Genomic DNA, 17,034 nt, shown 5'->3' with positions numbered 1-17,034 from the left:
CTCATGTCGCGCTATTTCATCGATCGCCCGATCTTCGCCTATGTGCTGGCGATAGTCACGATGCTCGCGGGCATCCTGGCGATCCGCAGCCTGCCGATCGCGCAGTTCCCGGCCATCGCGCCGCCCGCAGTGTCGATCACCGCGACCTATCCGGGCGCCGACGCCCAGACGCTCGAGAATACGACGACGCAGATCATCGAGCAGCAGCTGAAGGGAATCGACAACCTTCGCTACTTCTCGTCTTCCTCGTCCTCGGCCGGCCTCGTCACCATCACGCTGACGTTCGAACAGGGCACCGACCCCGACATCGCGCAGGTGCAGGTGCAGAACAAGCTGCAGGCGGCGACGCCGCTGTTGCCGCAGGAGGTGCAGCGCCAGGGTCTGATCGTCGCCAAGGCGACGCAGAACTTCCTGATGTTCGTCGGCCTATATTCGGCGGACGGCAGCCACAACGATTCCGACCTGTCCGATTATATCGTCTCCAAGCTCCAGGACCCGCTCGCGCGCGTCAACGGCGTCGGCGACACGACGGTGTTCGGATCGCAATATGCGATGCGCATCTGGGTCGATCCGCTCAAGCTCAACAACTACGCGCTGACGATGGCCGACGTGACGTCGGCGATCACCGCGCAGAATGCGCAGGTTTCGGCGGGCCAGATCGGCGCGCAGCCGGCGCCCAAGGAGCAGATGCTCAACGCCACCGTGTCGGTGGAATCGCGGCTGACCACGCCGGACCAGTTCGCGGCGATCCGCCTGAAGAGCAACACGGACGGGTCGATCGTGCGCCTGCGCGACGTCGCGCGGGTGGAAATCGGCGCGGAGAACTACGGCTTCCAGTCGCAGTGGAACGGCCGGCCCGCTTCGGGCATCGGCATCAAGCTCGCCCCCGGCGCCAATGCGCTGACCACGGTCACCGCGGTCAAGGAGCGGGTGAACGCGATCGCCAAGCAGTTCCCGTCCGACGTCAAGGTCATCTACCCCTATGACACGTCGCCCTTCGTGCGGCTGTCGGTCGAGCAGGTGGTGCATACCCTGATCGAGGCGATCATCCTCGTCTTCCTCGTCATGTTCCTGTTCCTGCAGAACTGGCGCGCGACGCTGATCCCGACGATCGCGGTGCCGGTGGTGCTGCTCGGCACGTTCGGCATCCTCGCCGCCGCGGGCTATTCGATCAACACGCTGACCCTGTTCGGCATGGTGCTCGCCATCGGCCTGCTCGTCGACGACGCGATCGTCGTCGTCGAGAACGTCGAGCGCCTGATCACCACCGAACATCTGTCGCCCAAGGAAGCGGCGCGCAAGTCGATGGACGAGATCACCGGCGCGCTGATCGGCATCGCCCTGGTCCTGTCCGCGGTGTTCCTGCCGATGGCCTTCTTCGGCGGGTCGACGGGCGTCATCTACCGCCAGTTCTCGATCACGATCGTCTCGGCGATGGTGCTGTCGATCGCGGTCGCACTGATCCTGACGCCGGCGCTGTGCGCGACGATCCTCAAGCCGCACGAGGCGAACAAGGTGGAGGGCAATGGCCCGCTCGCGCGCTTCTTCCGCTGGTTCAACGACAAGTTCGAACGCGGCCAGGTCCGCTACGAACATGGCGTGGTCCGCACCGCGAAGAGCTGGAAGCGGTCGATGCTCGTCTATCTGCTGATCGTGCTGGGCATGGGCTTCCTGTTCATGCGCCTGCCGACGGGCTTCCTGCCCGACGAGGATCAGGGGATCATGATCGCGCTGGTGCAGGGGCCTCCGGGCGCCACCACCGCGCGCACGCAGAAGGGCCTGGACACGATCCGCGACCATTTCCTGCAAAAGGAAGGCGGCAACGTCCAGGGCGTGTTCACCGTCAACGGCTTCAGCTTCGCCGGGCAGGGCCAGAACAGCGGCATCGCCTTCATCCCGCTCAAGGAATGGTCGCAGCGCGAAGGCGCGGCGAACAAGGCGCAGGCGATCGCCGGGCGCGCCATGGGTGCCTTCTCGCAGTTCAAGGATGCGATGATCTTCGCGGTCATCCCGCCCGCGGTGCAGGAACTGGGCAATGCCACCGGCTTCGACCTGCAACTCGTAGACGAGGCGGGGATCGGGCACGAAAAGCTGGTCGCCGCGCGCAACATGATGCTGGGCATGGCGATGGGCGACAAGTCGCTCGCCGGCGTGCGTCCCAATGCGCTCGACGACGCGCCGCAGCTCAAGATCGACGTCGATCAAGACAAGGCGCGCGCGCTCGGGCTCGACCTGTCGACGGTGAACAACACGATCGCGACCGCCTGGGGCGGATCCTATGTCAACGACTTCATCGATCGCGGCCGCGTCAAGCGCGTCTATATCCAGGCGGACGAGCCCTATCGCCAGAAGCCGGAGGACGTCGGCAGCTTCTACGTGCGCGGCGAGACCGGCACGATGGCACCCTTCACCGCCTTCTCGACCCTGTCGTGGAAGCAGGCCCCTGCGCAGCTGACGCGCTACAACGGCCTGCCGTCGATGGAGATATTGGGATCGCCGGCACCGGGCGTGTCGTCGGGCGCGGCGATGAAGGCGATGGAGGCGATCCATGCCAAGCTGCCGCCGGGCACCGGGCTCGAATGGACCGGCCTCAGCTACGAGGAACGCCTGTCGGGCGGCCAGGCGCCGGCGCTCTATGGCCTGTCGCTGCTGATCGTCTTCCTGTGCCTCGCGGCGCTGTATGAAAGCTGGTCGGTGCCGATCTCGGTGATGCTCGTCGTCCCGCTCGGCGTGCTTGGCGCGGTGCTCGCGGCGACGCTGACGGGTCTCAACAACGACATCTATCTCCAGGTCGGCCTGATCACCACGATTGGCGTGTCGGCGAAGAACGCGATCCTGATCGTCGAGTTCGCCGAGGAGAAGATGCGCGACGGGATGAAGCCGTTCGACGCGGCGGTCGCGGCGGCCAAGCTGCGGTTGCGGCCGATCCTGATGACGTCGCTCGCCTTCGTCTTCGGCGTGCTGCCGCTGGCGATTTCGACCGGCGCCGGCGCGGGTGGCCAGAACGCCATCGGCCGCGCGGTGGTCGGTGGCATGCTTTCGGCGACGATCCTCGCGATCTTCTTCGTGCCGATGTTCTTCGTCGTCGTCCTGCGCCTGTTCGGCCAGGGCGGCCATGCCGAGCCGGCTGCGCATGACGATCCCCATGGCCAGCCGCCGCACGACGGCCCTCACGGCACGTTGCCGCATGACGGCGGTGCGCATGACGACACTGAGGGGCGTCCCGCCCCGCAGGGAGCGTGATTTCGATGACCCGCAAGACCATCCTCCTTCTCGCCGCCGCGAGCGCGACGCTCGCCGGCTGCAATCTGGCGCCCAAATATGTGCGCCCGGTCGGCGCGGTGCCGGCGACCCTGCCGCAGGGCGGCGTCTATCCCGCGGCGGCGAGTGACGCGCCCGACGTCACGAAGATCGGCTGGCGCAGCTTCTTCACCGATCCGCGGCTGCAGCAGGTAATCGCGCTGGGACTCGACAACAATCGCGACCTGCGTATCGCGGCGGCCAATGTTCTGCAGGCGCGCGCGCAATATCGCGTGCAGCGCGCCGATCTCGTCCCCAGCACGACGATCAGCGGTTCGGGCACCTATACCAACAACCTGTTCGGCGCGGCGGGCGCGTCGGGTGCTGCCGCTGGCGGCGGCACCAGCGGCGGGGGAACGGGGACCGGCACGGGCACCGGAGTCGGTACCGGATCCGGGACCGGCGGCACGGGCGCCTCGGTCGGCACCGGCGGCTCGTCGAACCTGCAATTCTACTCGGTCAACGCCGGCTTCTCGGCGTTCGAGCTCGACCTGTTCGGCCGGGTCCGCAATCTCAGCCGCGCGGCCCTCGAACAATATTTCGCCAGCGAAGAGGCGCAGCGGACGACGCGGATCAGCCTGATCGCGGAACTTGCCACCGCCTGGCTGACGCTCGCCTCGGACCAGGATCAGCTGCGCCTGTCGGAGGAGACGCTCAAGGCGTTCCAGCAGACGCTCGACCTTACCCGCGCGCAATTCCGAATCGGCGTCGCCTCGGAGCTCGAAGCGCGGCAGGCGGAAACCAACTATCAGTCGGCGCGCAACGACATCGCCGTGCTCAAGACGCGGATCGCGCAGGACCAGAATGTGCTCAACCTGCTCGCCGGCACGACGGTGACTGCCGACCTGCTGCCGAACGGACTCGGGACCGGCGACGCGACCATCGCCAACCTGCCGACCGGCGTCGCATCCGACGTGCTGCTGCGCCGTCCGGACGTGCTGCAGGCGGAGCATCAGCTGATCGCGCAGAACGCCAATATCGGCGCGGCCAGGGCCGCGCTCTTCCCCCGCATCTCGCTCACCGCGACCCTGGGAACGATCAGCAGCGCGCTGAGCGGGCTCTTCGCCGGCGGCAGCTTCACCTATACCGGGTCACCCTCGATCGCCGCGCCGTTGTTCGACGGCGGCAGGCTGCGCGGCAATCTCGATTATGCGCGCGCCTCGCAGCAGGCGGCGGTCTCCACCTACGAGAAGACGGTGCAGACCGCCTTTCGCGAGGTCGCCGACGCGCTCGCCCAGCGCGGTACGATCGACGAGCAGGTTTCGGCGCAGGCCGCCCGCGCCAACGCCGCCAGCGTCGCCGCGCGCCTGTCGGACGCGCGCTATCGTGCGGGCGTCGATTCCTTCCTCACGACGCTCGACGCCCAGCGCACCGCCTACGCGGCGCAGCAACAGCTGGTGACGACGCGGCTGTCGCGCGGCAGCAACCTGGTCGAACTCTACCGCTCGCTCGGCGGTGGGCTGGAATAGGCTCGCCAGCCTTCGCCGTTCCACCGCCTTTCCATCGGTGGATTATCCGCGGTATGCCCGCGGGCATGGGGGACATGGAGCGCGGGCCGCGAGGCCTGGTCGATCATGACTGGCTGTTGATCCGTCGGTCAGTCGTCACGGCGTTGGCCGGCTGGCACGATCGATTCCTGGCGATCGTGCTGGTCGCGACCTGCCTGGCAGTCGCGCATCAGGGGCTCGCCGAGCGGACGCCGCGTCAGGCGATGTGGATCGCCATGGCGATCGGCGCGACGGCGGGCGTCGCCGCGTCGCGCGCTCTGGCGGATCGGCTGCGATACCATGTCGGCGAGGGAGCTCTGGCTGCGCTGGCGCTCCAGCGGGCATGCCGGCACCGATATCTGATCGCCTGTCATGCGGCGATAGTGGCGGTATTCGCTGCGGCCATGGCCATCGTACGAGCTGATACGATCCCTGTGGTCTGCGCCGCCTATCTGACGGCAGCGACCGGCGGGGCCGTCGACATCGCCCGCACGCCCGTCCCGAGTTCAGGGTGGCGCCGCGCGATCGACCGCCGCCTACTCTCTTGGCAGCGGCGGCCGGCGGCTGGGGTCGTCGCCGCCGTGCTGACCCTGATCGTGACGTTGGCGGCACCGACGGACGACAGCGCCCGACTTGCCGTCTGCGCCCTTGCGTCTTGTGCGGTGATCGCCGTGCTGACGCGGGTCGAACCCGCCGTCGTGCGGTTCCTGGCGCTCTCGGGGCACGGCCTGGGCAGCATCCTGTTGCGCCGGGCTGCCGGGGGCCTGACGTTCCTCTTCGTCGCGCCGGTGGTAGCATCGGTCGCAGTGGGGCTCGCCGGAGCCGTCGTGGTCGGATCTGTCATCGCCGGCATGCTGGTGCTGATGGCCCTGCGCATCCAGGCCCACCGGCTTTACGCGCGATTGCAGGCCGAACTGATCGTAGCGATGCTGGTCTTCGTGATAGCGATGGCCGTGCTCCTATCCCCCTTCGTCGCCTTGCCCGTCGCCGCCTTGGCCGTGTGGCGTTTGTCGCGCGCGGCGGCGCATCAGCGCTGGATGATCGGATGAGCGACATCACCCTGTCGGCCACGGTCGTCGTGCGGGGGAAGCGGCGGGTCGTCGACGGCATAGGGTTCGACGTGCCGCGCGGCACATGGTTCGGCGTGATCGGGGCAAATGGCTCGGGCAAGACCAGCCTCCTTCGCGCGCTTGCCGGGCGGCTGCCGCTCGCCGCGGGCATCTGCCGCGTCGACGGACGCGATCTCGCGGCGGATCGTGCCGCCCGCGCCCGCAGTTTCGGCTTTTGCCCGCCGGCCGATCGACTGCCCGACCTGATGCGCGGACGCGAACTGCTCGACTATGCGCGATGCGGCGCCGTGACGGATCATCGCCGCCTCGCCGCACTGTGGAGCGCGCTGGGCATCGCGGAGCTGTCCGACCGTTGGATCGGCGACTGTTCGGCGGGGATGCGGCAGCGGCTGGCGATAGCCTGCGCCTTTGTCGGCGGTCACACGCGGATCATTCTCGACGAGCCGTTCAACTGGCTCGATCCCGTCGCCGCCTACGACCTGCGGCAGGTTCTGCGCGCCATGGTCAACGACGGTCTTACCCTCGTAACGGCGTTGCACGACCTGCCGGTGCTCGCAAGCGCGTGCGATGCGGGCGTGATCCTCGCGGATGGGACGGTGGCGGCGACGCTCGACCGCAAGCGCCTGCGGGAAGCCGCCGTCGATCCGCAGGCCTTCGAGCGCGCAATGATCGACCGCCTGCGCAGCGGACGATAGCGCCAGGGCCGGGACGCGTATCTCAGGCGGCGCGTTGTGCGATCGGCCGGATCGGGGCCAGCGCGTTGAGGAATTGTGCTGCACTCGCTGCCCAGGTGAAGGCGCGCGCATAAGCCGCGCATGCCGCCCGATCCCTCCCGAGCGCGGCGAGGATCGCACGGTCGAGCGCCGCGTCGATCGCCCCCACCGCGGTCGACAGCACGTCGACCGGCCCCGGTGCAGGCAGTGCGGCGACGGGGGTGCCGCAGGCCAGAGCCTCGATCATCACTAGTCCGAACGTATCGGTAAGGCTCGGAAAGACGAAAACGTCCGCGCTGCGATATGCGGCGGCGAGCGCGCCACCGAACCGCGGGCCGACGAATCGCGCCTGCGGGTAGCGCGCCGCAAGCGCTTCGCGCGCCGGCCCGTCGCCGACGACGACCTTTGAGCCCGGACCAGGCGCCGCGAGGAACGCTTCGATGTTCTTCTCCACGGCGATGCGCCCGACGTAGAGCTGGATCGGGCCCGGCAACGCCGCGATCGCCTCGTCGCGCGGGCCGTCGGGGTGGAACAGCGACAGGTCGACGCCACGCCCCCAGCGGCGCGTGTGGCGCAGCCCCTGCGCCGCCAGGACGCCGTCCACCGATCCGGTGGAAACGAGGATCGCGTCCGCAGGCCGGTGGAACCAGCGGATATAGCGCCAGAACAGCTCCGCGTTCACGCCTGTCCGCTTGGCGAGATAATCGGGAAACTGCGTGTGATAGGCCGTGGTGAAGCGCAGGCTCTGACCCATGCACCAGCGCCGCGCGGCGAGCCCCAGCGGTCCTTCGGTCGATAGGTGGATCGCATCCGGATCGAAGGCGCGGACCAGGCGCCCCACGCCGCCGCGCCCGGTCAGCGCTAGCCGGATTTCCGGATAGGTCGGGCAGGGCAGGGTGGCGAAGCGGTCGGGCGAGACGACGAGCACCTCATGCCCCATCGCCTCCAGTTCCGCCTTGGTCGCGGTCAGCGTGCGGACGACGCCGTTGACCTGCGGCTGCCATGCGTCGGTGACGATCGCGATCCGCATGTCAGGCGGCGATCCGCGCGGCAGCGGCCCGCTCGGCCACCTCGCGCGCCGCGATTTCGTCGGCCCAGTGCAGCACCTCCATCGTGCCGTCGAAATGCTCGACCAGCGCGGTGCATCCCTCCACCCAGTCGCCGTCGTTATAATAGGTGACGGCGCCGATCTCCCGGATCTCCGCGGTATGGATATGCCCGCAGACGACGCCATCGACGCCGCGCGATCCGGCGGCATGCGCGACGACCTCCTCGAACCGGGAGATGAAGGCGACCGCGTTCTTCACCTTCGCCTTGGCATGCTTGGACAGCGACCAATAGGGGCGACCGAGCTTGCGCCGCACCACGTTGGTCCAGCGGTTGAGCGCCATCAGCGCGGTATAGGCGCTGTCGCCGAGCAGCGCGATCCAGCGGTGGCCGAGCGTGATGGCGTCGAACTCGTCCCCGTGCAGCACGAGCAGGCGGCGCCCGTCGGCCGTGCGGTGGATCGCCTTGCGCCGGATCGCGACGCCGCCGAAGTTCATGCCCGCGAACTGGCGGAACATCTCGTCGTGGTTGCCGGGGATATAGGTGACCTGCGTGCCGCGCTTGGCGCGCTTCAGCAATCGCCAGACGACGTCGTTGTGCGCGGCGGGCCAGTAGAAACGCTTCTTCAGCTGCCAGCCGTCGACGATGTCGCCGACCAGGTACAGGATGTCGCTGTCGACGCGGTCGAGGAAGTCGATCAGCATGTCAGCGTTGCAGCCGCGCGTGCCGAGATGCACGTCGCTGATCCAGATGGTGCGATAGCGGCGGCGGGCGACGTCGGGCTTTTCGGGCGTCACCGGCCGGTGCGACACGAAGGACAGGATCGCGGCCCCGGCATCGGCCATATCACCGGTGGTCATCGTCGGGTCGATGGTCATGGCATTCCACCCCAGCTGGGGGGCATTCGGCCCCCGTTCGGAGTGCCATGCCGGATCAGTGTGACGCTGACGTCACGATCCGGTTACGCGAATGTTGCGGTGGGATGCTCGTTCAGGGCATCCGCTGCGGCGCGTCAGCCGGCGAAGGTCCGGATGCCGGTCAGCAGCAGCCAGTATAGCAAACCCGAAAGAAGCATCGCGGCAGGAAGGGTGAGGAACCACGCCAGCGCCATGTTGCGGACGGTGCGCCATTGCAGTCCGGCGCCGTTGCCGACGGACGCACCCGCGACGCCCGACGACAGCACATGCGTCGTGGACACCGGCATGCCCAGCCGGTCGGCGAGCAGGATCGTGCTCGCCGCCATCAGCTCGGCGGACACGCCGATGCCATAGGTCAGGTGCGACTGGCCGATCTTCTCGCCGACGGTGACGACGATGCGCTTCCACCCGACCATCGTGCCGAGACCGAGCGCGATCGCCACGGTCACCTTGACCCACAGCGGGATGTAGCGGGTCCCCTGCTCGAGCCGCCCGCCATAGCCCTTGATCTGCTCCAGCTGCGCGGCGGAGAAGCGCGCCTTCGCGCCCTCGTCGGCGACGATCTGCTTGGTCGCATCGAGCACCAGATACATGTCCGCGCGGAGATTGGGCGCGGCGGCGGCGGGCACGCGGCTGAGCGCACCGTAATCGCCGATCCGGTCGCCGACGTCGCGCGACAGCTCCGCCAGCGCGCCATAGACCGCGGGCCGGTCGACGCTTCGCACCGACAGAGCCTGCGTGATCGTCGCGCGTGCCGCATCGGTCGAGGCGGGGCGCCCGCCGTCGGCATGGGCGGCGAAGGTCGCCTGGGCGGCGCGCGCCTGCGCGACATAGGCCGGCGTCGCGCTGTCCGGCACGGTGCGATTGAGCGCATAGGCGGTGGGCGCGCAGCCGATCAGAATCAGCATGATCAGGCCCATGCCCTTCTGCCCGTCGTTGCTGCCATGCGCGAAGCTGACGGCGGTGCAGGTGAAGATCAGCAGGCCGCGGATGCCGCGCGGCGGCGGTTGGTCACCGGACGGCTCGCGGTAGAGGCGCGGATCGGTGAAGATGCGCTTCATCAGCAGCATCAGCATCAGCGCACCGGCAAAGCCGACGAGCGGACTGACGAGGAGGGTGATGAAGATCTTTTCCGCCTGATGCCAGTCGACGCCCGACGTGCCCGACAGGCCCCGCGCGAGCAACTGGTTGGCGAGGCCCACGCCCAGGATCGATCCGATCAGCGCGTGGCTGGACGAGTTCGGCAGGCCCGCGGCCCAGGTCGCAAGGTTCCAGATGATCGCCGCGAGCAGCAGCGCGAAGATCATCGCGAACCCGCCCAGCGATCCGACGTGCAGGATCAGGTCGACCGGCAGCAGCGTGATGATCGAATAGGCGACCGCGCCAGAGGAGGTCAGCACCCCCAGGAAATTGAAGAAGCCCGACCAGACGACCGCGACCGGTGCGGGCAGGGCATGGGTGTAGATCACCGTCGCCACCGCATTGGCGGTATCGTGGAAGCCGTTGACGAACTCGAACCCCAGCGCGATCAGCAGGGCGAGGCCGAGGAAGAGGAACACGCCCGTTGCCATCTGCTCGCCGACCTGCGCGGTATCGGTCGCGATGCTGATCCCGGCATAGCCCAGCGCGCCGACGAGGACCGCGAGGAAGATCCATCGGCCCGCGGGGTGCAGCCGCGCGTCGAGATGCGGGCCGCGTGAGGGCGTAGCGCCCTCTGCCGGTTGGGAAGCGATGGTGGCCATTGGATTGCCGGTGCACCCGCGATGTGACGAGTTCGTGACAGGAGTAGTCGCTACCCGACATGTCCCGGAGCAGCAACACAGGTGAAGGTTGCAGGTTCCGCCATCCGTCGTCGCGCGCCAAGGCTTGCCATGGCCAACGTCTCCGCTGTCGGAGGGGCGACGGTGCGGAACGGCCCTCCCGTTCCGACCGGCGTGCGGGATCTCCGGCATGGGGCGCGCCGGACGTGGCGGGGCCATGAACCCGATGGAACCAGGCTCCATGGGGCGCTGCCGGGGCGAGGGGGGACGAGCCCGATCGGAGAAGCGTCTTGCGGGGCGCCAGATGCCGGCAGGTCGACGACCGGCTGCGAGGGGATGTTCGCCAGCGAGCAGGTCTCGCCATGCCCCCCGCATTCCGTATCGGGGGCGAGGCACGTCGCGCGACACGCTATGGCGGAGCGGAGCGCCAGCCGATAAGCGGGGAGAAAAGGAGAGGGGCCAATGGCCTATGGCGACTATCAGAACCTGATCTATGGGGCTGGGCTGCAGGGCATCGTCCCGCGCTGGCCGGTGGATTTCCCGACGCTGGAAGCACGCGCCGCCGCGGCGATGCCGCCGAGCGTGCTCGGCTATGTCCAGGGCGGTTGCGGTGACGAACTGACCCAGCGGCGCAATGCGGAAGCGTTCGGCCATTGGGGCATGGTGCCGCGGATGATGGTCGACTGTGGGACGCGCGACCTGTCCGTCGAACTGTTCGGCCTTTCGCTGCCGAGTCCGCTGTTCATGGCGCCGATCGGCGTCACCGGCCTGTGTACGCAGGATGGGCACGGCGACCTCGCCGCAGCCGCGGCCGCCGCGGCGACGGGGGTGCCGCTCTGTGCGTCCACCCTTTCGAACGATCCGCTCGAGGGCGTGGCCGGGGCGATGGGCGAGACACCCGGGTTTTTCCAGCTGTACACGCCCCGCGATCCCGATCTCGCCGCCAGCCTCGTCGGCCGCGCGGAGGCGGCGGGCTACAAGGCGATCGTCGTGACGCTCGACACCTGGGTCACCGGGTGGCGGCCGCGCGATCTCAACGTCGCCAATTTCCCGCAGCTGCGCGGCCATGTGCTGACCAACTATTTCGCCGACCCCGTCTTCCAGCGTCTCCTCGGCAAGTCGCCGGCCTCGGCGCCGGCGGAAGCGGTCGGCCTGTGGGCGCGTCTCTTCGGCAAGGTTCTGACCTGGGACGACATGCCCTGGCTGCGTTCGCTGACGCGCCTGCCGATCGTGCTGAAAGGCATCTGCCATCCCGACGATGCGCGGCGCGCGGTCGACGCGGGTGTGGACGGCATCTATTGTTCGAACCACGGCGGCCGCCAGGCGAACGGCGGGATCGCCGCCATCGACCTGCTGCCCGATGTCGTCGCGGCGGCCGGGACCGTGCCGGTGCTGTTCGACTCGGGTATCCGCTCCGGCACCGACGTGATCAAGGCGATCGCGCTCGGCGCGCGGATGGTCGGCGTGGGCAGACCCTATAGCTACGGCCTCGCGCTCGGCGGGGCGGACGGGGCGGCGCATGTGCTCAAGTGCCTTCTGGCGGAGGCCGATCTGCTGATGGCGGTCAACGGCTATCCGACACTCGACGCGGTGCGGCAGGCCGGCGCGCAGCGGATGTGAGCCGCGTCTGACAGGCATCTGATCCGGCACGGCAGCGACCGAGGTGGCGTGTCTCTCGCGCCGCCCCGGCCCCGGAGCGGGGGAGCCTTTGGCGCGCTGATGCGTGTTAGCGCACGATGCAGATCCCCTATCTCGATCACGACCTGCCGGGCTGGGTCGGGCGCCTGATCGGCCTGGCCGGCTACTTGCTGCTCGTCGTGCTGGTGCATCGCATCCTGTTCGCGGTCCTTCGCCGCGTCACCGAGCGGACGAAGACACGCGCGGACGATATCCTCGTGCTGCGCCTGCGCCGGCCGACCTTCTGGCTGATGATCGGCGTCGCGCTTGCCGCCGCGACCCCCGGCCTCGACCTGCCGCGCGTCTGGGAGAATGTGTGGCAGCGGCTGCTCGGCATCGCCGCCCCCGGGCTGTTCGGCTGGATGCTGCTCGCCGCGCTGACCGCCTATCGCGACATCAGCGAGGTCCGCTTCGACATCAGTGGTCCCGACAATCTGCGCGCGCGGCGACGGCGGACGCGCATCTCGATCCTGCACCGCATCGGCGTATTCGTGCTGGTGTTGCTGACCGCGATGATGATGCTGATGAGCATTCCGTCGGTGCGCACGATCGGCGTGACGCTTGCCGCCTCCGCCGGCGTCGCCGGCCTCGCGATCGGCGCCGCCGCGCAGCCGGCGCTGAAGAACGTCATCGCCGGCATCCAGATGGCCTTTACCGAGCCCATCCGCATCGACGATGTCGTCATCATCGACGGCGAATGGGGGCGGATCGAGGACATCAGACTGACCTACGTCGTCGTCCGCATCTGGGACGACCGCCGTCTTGTCGTGCCGGTGTCGAAGTTCCTCGAGAACAGCTTTCAGAACTGGACGCGAGAGACCAGCGCGCTGCTCGGCTCCGTCTTCTGGTATCTCGATCCGGCCGCCGATGTGCCACGGCTGCGCGCGAAACTGGAGGAGGTGGTCCGCGCGAGCAGCCGCTGGGACGGCCGCTTCTACAATCTCCAGATCACGGATTCCAAACCGGACGGGATCATGGAGGTGCGGGCGCTGATGACGGCGAAGGACGCGTCGACCGCCTTCGACCTGCGCTGCGAGGTGCGCGAGGCGCTCTATGCGTTCATTCGTATCGAGATGCCCGAGGCTCTGCCGCGCATGCGGCTCATGCCGGCTCCGGCGTCCGCACCAGCGCATTTGTGAAGGTGCGGCGCCACCATGCGATATCCTCGCGACGGATGACCGCCATCATCCGTTCCCACCGCTCGATCCGCTCGTCGCGCCCCATGCGCAGCGCCTGCATGATCGCGTCGGCCATCTCTTCGGCCGAATAGGGGTTGATCAGCACCGCGTCCGTCAGCTGGCACGCCGCCCCGGCGAAGCGCGACAGGATCAGCACGCCTGGGTCCTCCGGGTTCTGCGCGGCGACATATTCCTTGGCGACGAGGTTCATCCCGTCGCGCAGCGGCGTGACCAGGCCGATCTTCGCGGCGCGATAGATGCCGGCCAGCACGTCGCGCGGATAGCCCTGGTTGACGTAGCGGATCGGCGTCCAGTCGACATCCGAATAGGCGCCGTTGATGCGACCCGCGATGCTTTCCAGGCTGGACCGGATGCGCTGGTAGCTGCCGACGCTCGCCCGGCTCGGCGGCGCGATCTGGAGCAGGAAAACTTCCTTCCGCTCCTCGGGATGTTCAGTCAGGAACCGCTCATAGCCGAGGAAGCGCTCCTCCAGCCCCTTCGAATAGTCGAGCCGGTCGACGCCGACGATCATGTCCCGTCCCACCGCGCTGTCGCGCATCTGGCGGAAGGCGAGCCGGCCGCGCGTGCTGGTGGCCAGTTCGGCGAACTCGTCCACGTCGATGCCGATCGGCACCGCCATCACCTGCACCCGGCGCTCCCCTAGGCGCAGAATGTCGCCCTCCAGCGTCGCGCCCAGCTCGTGACACGCATAATCGACGAACGAGCTCAGCCATTCCTCGGTGTGGAAGCCGATCACGTCATAGGCGAACATCGTGCGCACCAGCGCCTCGGCCTCCGGCAGGATCGACAGCAGGCGGCGTGGCGGCCAGGGAATGTGCAGGAAGAATCCGATGCGGTTCTTCAGCCCGAGCCGGCGCAGTTCCTCGCCGAGCGGGAACATGTGGTAATCCTGAATCCACACCGCATCGCCGTCCTCGATAAGCGGCCGCACGGTTTCAGCGAAGCGGACATTGACCCTTTTGTACCCGCCGGCGAACTCGCGCTCATATTCGGCCAGGTCGACGCGATAGTGGAACAGCGGCCACAAGGTGCGATTGGCGTAGCCGTTGTAATATTCGTCGACGTCCTGCGCCTCCAAGTCGACCGTCGCGGTCGTGACGCCCTCCGCGCGGGTGAAGGTGATCTGGCCGGTGTATTCGTCCGTCTCCTCCCCCGACCAGCCGAACCAGATGCCGCCATTCTCCTGCAGGGCGGAGGCGAGCGCGACGGCGAGGCCGCCCTGTGCCCCGGAATGCGACCCATTGGGGGCAGAAACGCGGTTAGATATGATAACGAGGCGGCTCAGCGGATCGAACTCCATGGTTTGGATAGCAGGACGGCGCAGTTGATCATGCCGACCAGCGAATAGGTCTGTGGATAATTTCCCCAAAGTTCGCCGCTACTTGGATCAATATCCTCAGACAGCAACCCCGCTGCGGTGCGCCGTGTCAGCATCTCGTCGAACAACGCGCGCGCGTCCTCGGACCGACCGGTGAAGTGCAGCGCCTCGATCAGCCAGAAGGTGCAGACGTTGAACGCCGTCTCCGGCAGGCCGAAATCGTCCTCTGTATCGTAGCGCAGCATGTGACTGCCCCGGCGCAGTCCCTTTTCCACCGCCTCCAGCGTGCCGACGAAGCGAGGGTCGTCGGGCTCGAAGAAGCGCAGGTCGAGCAGCTGGATCAGGCTCGCGTCCAGGTCGTCGCCGGAGAATGTCGCCGACATGCGGTTCGTCTCCGGCCGCCACGCGCGGGCCTCGATCTCCGCCCGGATGCGGTCCGCGCGATCCTGCCAGAAGGTGCAGCGGTCCTCGAGCCCCAGCGCCTTGGCGGCATTGGCGAGACGATCGCAGGCCGCCCAGCACATCGCGCTCGAATAGGTGTGGACGCTCTGCCGGGTACGCAGCTCCCACAGCCCCGCGTCCGGCTGGTCGTGGAAGGTCCATGCGCGCTCGCCGACGCGCTCCAGGCTCTCGAAATCCTCGCGTCCCGACTGGCGGAACAGGCGCTGGTCGAAGAAGGCGTGGACGCTGCACAGCACGATCTGGCCATAAGCGTCGTGCTGGATCTGTTCATAGGCCTGGTTGCCGACGCGCACCGGTCCCATGCCGCGATAGCCGGCCAGCGCGGGGGCGAACCGTTCCTCCAGCGTCGCCTCGCCGAGCACGCCATAGAGCGGCTGGATGTGGCCGCCGCGCGCGCTGTCGACGATGTTGCGGAGATACCCCAGATACCCCTCCAGCACGTCGAGCGCGCCGAGGCGGTTGAGCGCCTGCACCGTGTAATAGGCGTCGCGCACCCAGCAATAACGATAGTCCCAGTTGCGCTCCGACCCGGCGTGTTCCGGTATCGACGTGGTCAGCGCCGCGACGATCGCGCCCGTCTCCTCGTGCTGGCACAGCTTCAGCGTGATCGCGGAGCGGATCACGACGTCCTGCCATTCCAGCGGCACGGCGAGGCCGCGCACCCACTCCTGCCATTCCGCGGTCGTCTGCGTCAGCATCGCCTCGACCGTTTCGGCGAGGTCGCCGGAGAAGCCCTCGTCCGGCCCCAGGAAGAAATGCAGCGGTCGCTCGATGCGGAACGGGCGCTCCTCCTCGACCATGCCGATCGGCGCGGTGGTGGTCAGCCGCATCGCCATCAAATCGAGCATGATGCGCAGGTGGTTCGATCCGCCGACCTGCTCGCGGCACGTGCCGCCCCAGCCGCAGGTGGTGCGCATGCGGACGCGGATGCGGGGGGATCCGGCGACCGGACGCACGATCCGCGCGAAGGCGACGGGGCGATAGGTGCGGCCGTGCCGCTGGAAGCGCGGGCTGAAGTCGATCACCTCGATAGCATTGCCATGCGAATCGGTGTGCAGGCTGACGAGGATCGGCGTGTTGCGGATGTAATATTGGTCGACGCGGGTCGAATCCTCGAGATCGATCGACCAATAGCCGTCGTCCGGCGCCGCGCCGCCGACGAGGGCGGAGAACAGCGGATCCCCATCGACGCGCGGCACGCAGGCCCAGACGAACCGGCCCGCACGATCGATCAACGCGCTGACCTGGCAATTGCCGATCGGCCACAGGTCGACCGACATTGCGTTCGCATCGGGATTGGCGACGGAGGCGTCGGTCATGCCGCCGCCTTCCGCGCTGCCGCCTCCAGCCAGTCCAGCGCGGCGGAGACTCCTTCCAGCCGATAGGCCGCGGCGCTCGCGCGCGCCGCGCCGATCAGGATACCGGCGCCGCCCAGCTGCGCCGCGGCGACCATCGCGGGCTCGTCGGTGTCGTCGTCGCCCAGGAAGACGGGGCGGTACCCCGCCATCGGTCCCGTCTCCATCAGCTTGTACAGCGCCGTTCCCTTGTCCGCGCCCGCCACGCGCACCTCTGCCATCATCTTGCCGGTCTGCAGGTGCAGCCCGGCCTCCTCGGCAAGCGCGCGGGCGAGCGCGTCGCTGTCCGCGGCGGCGGCGGGATCGCGGCGGTAATGGAGCGCCGCACCGAGCGGCTTCTGTTCGACGAGCACGCCGGGGCGCGTAGAGGCGAAGGATGTCATCTCCGCGACAATACGGTCGAGGGCGGCGGGTCGTTCCGCCACCGTCTCGCGACCGTCGGGCCAGGCGACTTCGAGCCCGTGGCTGCCCGAGATGGCGAAGCCGGGGTCGCCGAATAGCGCGCGGATCCCCGATACGGACCGCCCGCTGACGATCGCCACCCGACCGTCGAGCGCATCGGACAGGCGCGCGACCAGCGCGGACAGGCGATCGTCGACGCGCACCGCATCAGGCCGCTCCTGCAATTCGACGAGCGTGCCGTCGAAATCGAGGAACAGCGCCGCATCACGCAGCAGGTCAAGCGGGGGAGGGGGCAGATCGGCCATGTCGCGCGGCGTGTCCGATGTG

At 68.3% G+C, this 17,034-nt stretch carries 12 protein-coding genes; 6 read left to right on the top strand and 6 right to left on the bottom strand.

Annotated features, from left to right (window positions below; translation table 11 throughout):
- Nucleotides 1-3: 3 nt before the first annotated feature.
- The 4 genes from IQ292_RS07375 (at nucleotide 4) to IQ292_RS07360 (ending at nucleotide 6,552) form a co-directional block, all read left to right on the top strand.
- Complete coding sequence (locus IQ292_RS07375; RefSeq protein ID WP_203309648.1) at nucleotides 4-3,243, top strand: efflux RND transporter permease subunit; 3,240 nt, start codon at nucleotides 4-6, stop codon at nucleotides 3,241-3,243.
- A 5-nt stretch (nucleotides 3,244-3,248) separates the two neighbouring features.
- The gene (locus tag IQ292_RS07370) at nucleotides 3,249-4,769 is read left to right on the top strand and encodes an efflux transporter outer membrane subunit (RefSeq protein ID WP_203309647.1); all 1,521 of its coding nucleotides are present in this window, start codon (nucleotides 3,249-3,251) and stop codon (nucleotides 4,767-4,769) included.
- A gap of 116 nt (nucleotides 4,770-4,885) precedes the next feature.
- Nucleotides 4,886-5,836, top strand: coding sequence for a hypothetical protein (locus IQ292_RS07365; RefSeq protein ID WP_203309646.1), 951 nt, complete (start codon nucleotides 4,886-4,888; stop codon nucleotides 5,834-5,836).
- Complete coding sequence (locus IQ292_RS07360) at nucleotides 5,833-6,552, top strand: ATP-binding cassette domain-containing protein (protein ID WP_203309645.1); 720 nt, start codon at nucleotides 5,833-5,835, stop codon at nucleotides 6,550-6,552. Before IQ292_RS07365 ends, IQ292_RS07360 begins: the two co-directional genes overlap by 4 nt.
- A gap of 22 nt (nucleotides 6,553-6,574) precedes the next feature.
- Here IQ292_RS07360 and IQ292_RS07355 read toward each other — a convergent pair whose 3' ends face one another.
- The 3 genes from IQ292_RS07355 to IQ292_RS07345 form a co-directional block, all read right to left on the bottom strand.
- Nucleotides 6,575-7,600: a glycosyltransferase family 4 protein gene (locus IQ292_RS07355; protein WP_203309644.1), complete on the bottom strand. Its 1,026-nt coding sequence runs from the start codon at nucleotides 7,598-7,600 to the stop codon at nucleotides 6,575-6,577.
- A 1-nt stretch (nucleotide 7,601) separates the two neighbouring features.
- Nucleotides 7,602-8,495: a UDP-2,3-diacylglucosamine diphosphatase gene (locus IQ292_RS07350; protein WP_420853661.1), complete on the bottom strand. Its 894-nt coding sequence runs from the start codon at nucleotides 8,493-8,495 to the stop codon at nucleotides 7,602-7,604.
- Between the two features lie 134 nt (nucleotides 8,496-8,629).
- Nucleotides 8,630-10,276: an inorganic phosphate transporter gene (locus IQ292_RS07345; protein ID WP_203309643.1), complete on the bottom strand. Its 1,647-nt coding sequence runs from the start codon at nucleotides 10,274-10,276 to the stop codon at nucleotides 8,630-8,632.
- 480 nt (nucleotides 10,277-10,756) lie between these two features.
- Here IQ292_RS07345 and IQ292_RS07340 point away from each other — a divergent pair, with 480 nt between their 5' ends.
- Both IQ292_RS07340 and IQ292_RS07335 read left to right on the top strand, forming a co-directional pair.
- Entirely contained in the window at nucleotides 10,757-11,914 is a 1,158-nt protein-coding gene (locus IQ292_RS07340) for an alpha-hydroxy-acid oxidizing protein (RefSeq protein ID WP_203309642.1), read from the top strand.
- Nucleotides 11,915-12,030: 116 nt separating this feature from the next.
- Nucleotides 12,031-13,110 (top strand): mechanosensitive ion channel family protein, encoded by a 1,080-nt coding sequence (locus IQ292_RS07335; protein ID WP_203309641.1) that lies wholly within the window; start codon nucleotides 12,031-12,033, stop codon nucleotides 13,108-13,110.
- On the opposite strand, the gene otsA is transcribed toward IQ292_RS07335, so the two are convergent.
- From otsA to otsB, 3 genes are read right to left on the bottom strand one after another with little or no spacing between them, the layout of a single operon-like run.
- Nucleotides 13,073-14,470, bottom strand: coding sequence for an alpha,alpha-trehalose-phosphate synthase (UDP-forming) (gene otsA / locus IQ292_RS07330; RefSeq protein ID WP_203309640.1), 1,398 nt, complete (start codon nucleotides 14,468-14,470; stop codon nucleotides 13,073-13,075). The genes IQ292_RS07335 and otsA overlap by 38 nt on opposite strands.
- Nucleotides 14,452-16,269 (bottom strand): glycoside hydrolase family 15 protein, encoded by a 1,818-nt coding sequence (locus tag IQ292_RS07325; RefSeq protein WP_238940878.1) that lies wholly within the window; start codon nucleotides 16,267-16,269, stop codon nucleotides 14,452-14,454. The genes otsA and IQ292_RS07325 overlap by 19 nt, the downstream gene beginning before the upstream one ends.
- Nucleotides 16,266-17,012, bottom strand: a complete 747-nt coding sequence (gene otsB, locus IQ292_RS07320; RefSeq protein WP_203309639.1) for a trehalose-phosphatase — start codon at nucleotides 17,010-17,012, stop codon at nucleotides 16,266-16,268. Before otsB ends, IQ292_RS07325 begins: the two co-directional genes overlap by 4 nt.
- Between the last annotated feature and the right edge of the window lie 22 nt (nucleotides 17,013-17,034).

The sequence above is a fragment of the Sphingomonas beigongshangi genome (assembly GCF_016820445.1).
Lineage (GTDB): Bacteria > Pseudomonadota > Alphaproteobacteria > Sphingomonadales > Sphingomonadaceae > Sphingomonas > Sphingomonas beigongshangi.
The sequence above is the reverse complement of the archived record's forward strand: the minus strand, read 5'-3'. Positions and strand labels throughout refer to the sequence as shown.

Bases quoted from the DNA above. Each gene is read 5' to 3' on its own strand.
- IQ292_RS07375 (WP_203309648.1), top strand. From the start codon at position 4: ATGTCGCGCTATTTCATCGATCGCCCGATCTTCGCCTATGTGCTGGCG.
- IQ292_RS07370 (WP_203309647.1), top strand. From the start codon at position 3,249: ATGACCCGCAAGACCATCCTCCTTCTCGCCGCCGCGAGCGCGACGCTC.
- IQ292_RS07360 (WP_203309645.1), top strand. From the start codon at position 5,833: ATGAGCGACATCACCCTGTCGGCCACGGTCGTCGTGCGGGGGAAGCGG.
- IQ292_RS07355 (WP_203309644.1), bottom strand. From the start codon at position 7,600: ATGCGGATCGCGATCGTCACCGACGCATGGCAGCCGCAGGTCAACGGC.
- IQ292_RS07350 (WP_420853661.1), bottom strand. From the start codon at position 8,495: ATGACCATCGACCCGACGATGACCACCGGTGATATGGCCGATGCCGGG.
- IQ292_RS07345 (WP_203309643.1), bottom strand. From the start codon at position 10,276: ATGGCCACCATCGCTTCCCAACCGGCAGAGGGCGCTACGCCCTCACGC.
- IQ292_RS07340 (WP_203309642.1), top strand. From the start codon at position 10,757: ATGGCCTATGGCGACTATCAGAACCTGATCTATGGGGCTGGGCTGCAG.
- IQ292_RS07335 (WP_203309641.1), top strand. From the start codon at position 12,031: ATGCAGATCCCCTATCTCGATCACGACCTGCCGGGCTGGGTCGGGCGC.
- otsA (WP_203309640.1), bottom strand. From the start codon at position 14,470: ATGGAGTTCGATCCGCTGAGCCGCCTCGTTATCATATCTAACCGCGTT.
- IQ292_RS07325 (WP_238940878.1), bottom strand. From the start codon at position 16,269: ATGACCGACGCCTCCGTCGCCAATCCCGATGCGAACGCAATGTCGGTC.
- otsB (WP_203309639.1), bottom strand. From the start codon at position 17,012: ATGGCCGATCTGCCCCCTCCCCCGCTTGACCTGCTGCGTGATGCGGCG.